This is a genomic window from Actinotalea sp. C106 (assembly GCF_023630195.1).
GTDB lineage: Bacteria > Actinomycetota > Actinomycetes > Actinomycetales > Cellulomonadaceae > Actinotalea.
On record NZ_JALPKN010000262.1, the window covers coordinates 1 to 4,365 of the forward strand.

The following is a 4,365-nucleotide window of genomic DNA, read 5'->3' on the forward strand; positions in this document are numbered from 1 at the left end:
CGCCCCGCGCGACGCCAACCGCGTCGCCAACCGCGTCGCACAGCACGCCCGACCCCCCGCACCCGATGCAGTAGGTTCCTCCCTCGTGCGCCGCCTCACCCCTGTCCTCGCCGTCCTCACGCTCGCTGCCGGGCTTGCCGCCTGCAGCCCGTCTGCCCCCGAGGAGGACGGCGGCCCGGCACCGTCCGACACGGCGCCCTCCCCCGAGGCCGAAGGCACCCTGGGTCGGGACGCCACGGAGGTCGAGCCGACGTGGAGCCTGGACCTCAACGTCATCGGCCAGCCGTCGGTGACCGGCGGCGTGGCCGTGGTGCTGACCCGCGCCCGGGACCGTGAGGTCGACATGGTGGGTGTGGACGTCGCGACCGGGGAGCAGCTGTGGTCCCACCCGTGGAGCCCGGGGTCGGTTCCTGCGGGCTTCCCGTTCACCCCGGCGACCTCCGAGGACTCCACCGGCACCCCCGTGGCCCTGGCCACCGTCCCCACGCAGGACCCGTCCGCCGAGACCACCAGCGATCTGCCCCGCCCGATCGTCGCCCTCGACGCCCGCACCGGTGAGGAGCTGCACCGCGCCGACGCGACCCTGACGTCGACCCCGGTGGGCGCCTGCGACGACGGCACCGACCTGTGCTTCACGCCCAGCGGCGCCCCCTCCCTGCGGGTCGACCTGACCGACGGCTCCGCCCGCACCGAGGAGGACGGCACCCCGCCCGACGCCCGCTCGGTGGGCAGCAGAGGGCTCTTCGCGACCAACGACCGCCCCGGCGAGCAGCTCGGTGTCCAGCGCGACGGCGCCGTGCAGTGGCAGCGGCCCATCGCGGAGATCTTCGGCGACGACCTCACCACCAACCTCGGGTGGTCCTTCACCCACGTCGAGGACGCCGGGGTGTACGTGGGTTACCTGCTGACGGTGTCCCCCGAGCAGCAGGCGAAGATCGACGCCGGGGAGCCCTTCTCCAACCCGAGCTACCGCCTGGCGGGCTTCAGGGAGGACGACGGCGAGCCGCTGTGGACCGCCGCGCGCGCCCTGCACGACTGCCTGCCGGTCGAGGCCGGGGACGCGCCCCTCATGGTGCGCTGCGTGCTGAGCGAGAACGCCATGTACGGACCCGAGAGCGAGGAGGGCGCCGACGCGACCGCCAGGATCGAGGGCTTCGACCCCGCCACCGGGGAGACCGCCTGGAGCGTCGAGGCCAGCCCCGAGCAGGTCGCGAACATCGTCCGCCAGAACCCCGGCCCCGCCTCGGACGGCACCACCCTGCGGATCGACAGCACCGACGGGCCTGTCCTCGTCGACATCGCGACCGGCACCACCGAGCCCACCGCCGACGACGACGTCTTCGCCTGCCAGTCCGAGCCCGTCACCCTCGAGTACGCCGTGCCGTGGGTCTACCAGGACCGGTCGGTCACCGACCGGCGGGGCGGCAGCCTGCTGAGCCCCTGCGGCCCCGACGGCGCCCCCGCCCCGGCATGGACCGTGGCCGCCCTCCAGGACACGGGAGACGCCCACGACGGCACCCACGTGATCGCCGTCGACGGCGCCCTGCAGGGCTTCACCCTCGAGGACTGACCCGGGGTCGATCGCCTTCCGTGGACCAGATCTCGCCAAGCCGCTTGCGTGCCTGTGGTTCGTCCATCCCGACGAGCTCGTCCTTCGGGATGCCGGCGTCCAGCAGGTGCTGGGCGAGCCACACGGGTAAGGCAGGCGACTCCTCGACCGGTCGGCTCCGTTCCGGGAGGACGTGGTCTCGGGCGCAGGCCCCGAACTCGCCTTCGGTCACCTCGAGCTGATCCCGCAGGATGTGCGACCACATGGAGCGCCCGTACGTGGTGCGGTCCACCGGGTGGGAGACCCGGGTGAGGAGGACGCGCCCGTCGTCGAGTCGCAGCTCGTACATGACGTGATCCTGACCGGAGCGCCCTCGCGCGCTAGTTCGGACCTGCCAACCTTCGACCTCGCAGAAGGCCTGGTGACTTCCCCTGTCGCCGGGTGGGTGCTGGGTCAACGGGCCTTGCCTTCGAGCCAATCCCGCAGCTGGTGGTCGTCGGACAGACGGATGAGGTTGACCAGCCCCCAGTTGCCCTGGTGGTTCGGCGCGAGGTAGAGGTCGACCTCCCAGTCGTCGGCGTAGTCACGCAGGACGACGACCATCTCGTCGAGCGTCGCATCCAGCGTGGTGGCCTCAGCCGCGACCGGAACACCGGGGATCACGACCGCGAACGAGCCGTCCTCCTGCGCGACCACACCGGCTCGTGAAGGGACCGTCGCAGCCAGGAACTGGCGCAACTTCTCTCCTGACACGACCGCAAAGACCTCATCGCCCCGGGCCACCGTCACCATGCGCCCGGAGCCGGCGACGTCGAGGATCGGCTTGAGGTGGTCCCGCGCGTCACGGAACCCGGCATACGCAGTGCTCGACATGGCGTGAGCGTACGCCGCGTACATCGCGTACGCACCGTACGCGCGACCTTAGACCGACCTTGTTGTTGCCTCGATGCATGTTGTTGACCGCACCGCACAACATCGCCCTCCAGGGCAATAACCACGGGAGACCGTGGCCTCCTCACCGACCGCCCCGAGAAGCCGCCCCTCTCAGTCCCCGAGCCCCAACGTCTCCGTGATCCCCCGCCGGGCCCCGCGCACCTCGTTGTTGTTCGCGCCGCGCATGCGGGAGTTCGAGACGCCCTTGAGGGACTTGATGCGGTCGTCGCGGACCTTCATGTCGTGCATCTTGGCGCGGGTCTCGGACTCGTGCCGGTGGCGCTTGTCCGAGTTGCGGTAGCGCAGGTACATGAGGCCGTAGAAGACGGGCCCGGCCAGCAGGAGCAGCAGGCCGAAGTTCGACCCGTCGCCACCGCCGTTGCCGGTGCCGATCGTGAACGAGATCCCCGTGGCCGCGTCGGCCAGCACGCTCAGATCCATGATCACCCTCCCAGCAGCACGACGACGATGCCGGCGATGGTGCCGACCACCTGGACCACGGCCGAGACACCCAGCAGCTTGGCCTGGTTGATGGGCACGCTGCCCATCGTCTCGCCGGTGCGGGCGTTGACCGCCACGTAGTGCAGGAACGTCCTGCCGTTGGACTTGGTCTGGTGGTAGCTGTACAGCCACACCGGCAGGTACGCCGACACCCACCGCTGACCGTTCACACGCACCTGCTCGTCGTCCCACCGCACCCCGCGGTCGTAGAACTGCAGGGTCTCGTTGGCCTTGTGACGGGCGATGTCCCCCGCCTGGGTGTGGGCGATCGGCGTCAGCTGGTCGATGTTGCTGTCCCGCCGCTCCGAGTGGAACCCCGCGAGGTAGTTCGAGTCGTACCGGACGGAGTTCTCGACGTCGAACGGCATGATCGAGTTGATGATGTTGTTCGAGTTCGCCGCCGTCTGGTCCAGCCGCTCGCTCGAGGACTCGACGGTCAGGTCATCGACGTGCAGGTCGAAGTCCCGCACCACCTGGTAGACGTCGGCGTCGTACACCCGACGGTGGTTGTCCCCCTGCTTGACCGTGTACGAGCGGGTCTGGTGCTCGCCCTGCCCGGTGAGGGTCACGTGCGCGTTGACGTCGACCACCATGTACGGCAGGTACACGCCCATGACGTTCTCGGGGTTGAACTCGGCCGTGAACCGTGGGTGGGCGAAGAACTTCCGCTTCGTGACGAACTCGCGGATCTTCGCGACCGCAGCGTCCTTGGGGAGCTTGAACGGCAGCACGACGTCGGGCACCGCGCCGTTGGGGACCTGCTGGTTCATCGACAGCTTGTTGCGGCACCAGTGGCAGCGCGCCTGCGTGCCATGGGCCGTGTCGATGACGACCTCAGCCCCGCAGGCCGTGCACTTGAAGGTCAGGACCTCATCGGTCGAGGGCACGATGTCCACCGACCCCGAGCCCATCACCACCCCGGACAGCTGCCCGATGTCACCGTCGAGGCCGAGGTTCGCCAACCCCACCTCACCCTGCCACTCGTACCGGCAGAAGTGGCAGCGCAGCTGACCCGTCGCCACGTTGAGGGAGATCTCCGTCGCGCCGCAGCGCAGGCACTTGACCAGCCCGTCCTTGGAGTCGCCGTCGGTGTGGACGACCCGTGGGCCGGGCGGCTCGGGCTGGAGGGGGCTGGGCTGGAGGGGGCTGGGCTGGAGGGGGTTGGGCTGGAGGGGGCTGGGCTGCTCCGGGGGCGTCGAGCCCTCCGGGTTGGGGTGGCTCACGGTCGCCCCTACAGGCCCAGGACCTTGGCCTTGGCCGCCTCGAAGTCGGCCTCGGTGATCAGCCCCTGGTCGAGCATCGCCTTGAACTGCGCGAGCTTGGCGACCGGGTCCTCCGCAGCCGGGGTGGGCGCGGCGGCCGCGGCCGGGGCGGCGGGCTCC

General features: G+C 70.4%; 6 protein-coding genes. 1 reads left to right on the plus strand and 5 read right to left on the minus strand.

Going from position 1 to position 4,365, the window contains the following annotated elements:
- Positions 1-1,570: PQQ-like beta-propeller repeat protein (locus L0B03_RS14430; protein ID WP_250446986.1), on the plus strand; the 1,570-nt coding region annotated here is incomplete at its 5' end.
- On the opposite strand, the gene L0B03_RS14435 is transcribed toward L0B03_RS14430, so the two are convergent.
- The 5 genes from L0B03_RS14435 to L0B03_RS14455 all read right to left on the minus strand — a co-directional run.
- Positions 1,554-1,898, minus strand: a complete 345-nt coding sequence (locus L0B03_RS14435; protein ID WP_250446988.1) for a cytotoxic translational repressor of toxin-antitoxin stability system — start codon at positions 1,896-1,898, stop codon at positions 1,554-1,556. The genes L0B03_RS14430 and L0B03_RS14435 overlap by 17 nt on opposite strands.
- Positions 1,899-2,002: 104 nt before the next feature.
- Positions 2,003-2,422: a hypothetical protein gene (locus tag L0B03_RS14440; RefSeq protein ID WP_250446990.1), complete on the minus strand. Its 420-nt coding sequence runs from the start codon at positions 2,420-2,422 to the stop codon at positions 2,003-2,005.
- A gap of 171 nt (positions 2,423-2,593) precedes the next feature.
- Positions 2,594-2,923: a hypothetical protein gene (locus tag L0B03_RS14445; RefSeq protein WP_250446991.1), complete on the minus strand. Its 330-nt coding sequence runs from the start codon at positions 2,921-2,923 to the stop codon at positions 2,594-2,596.
- A 2-nt stretch (positions 2,924-2,925) separates the two neighbouring features.
- Complete coding sequence (locus L0B03_RS14450; protein ID WP_250446993.1) at positions 2,926-4,206, minus strand: TFIIB-type zinc ribbon-containing protein; 1,281 nt, start codon at positions 4,204-4,206, stop codon at positions 2,926-2,928.
- 8 nt (positions 4,207-4,214) lie between these two features.
- Positions 4,215-4,365: SHOCT domain-containing protein (locus L0B03_RS14455; protein WP_250446995.1), on the minus strand; the 151-nt coding region annotated here is incomplete at its 5' end.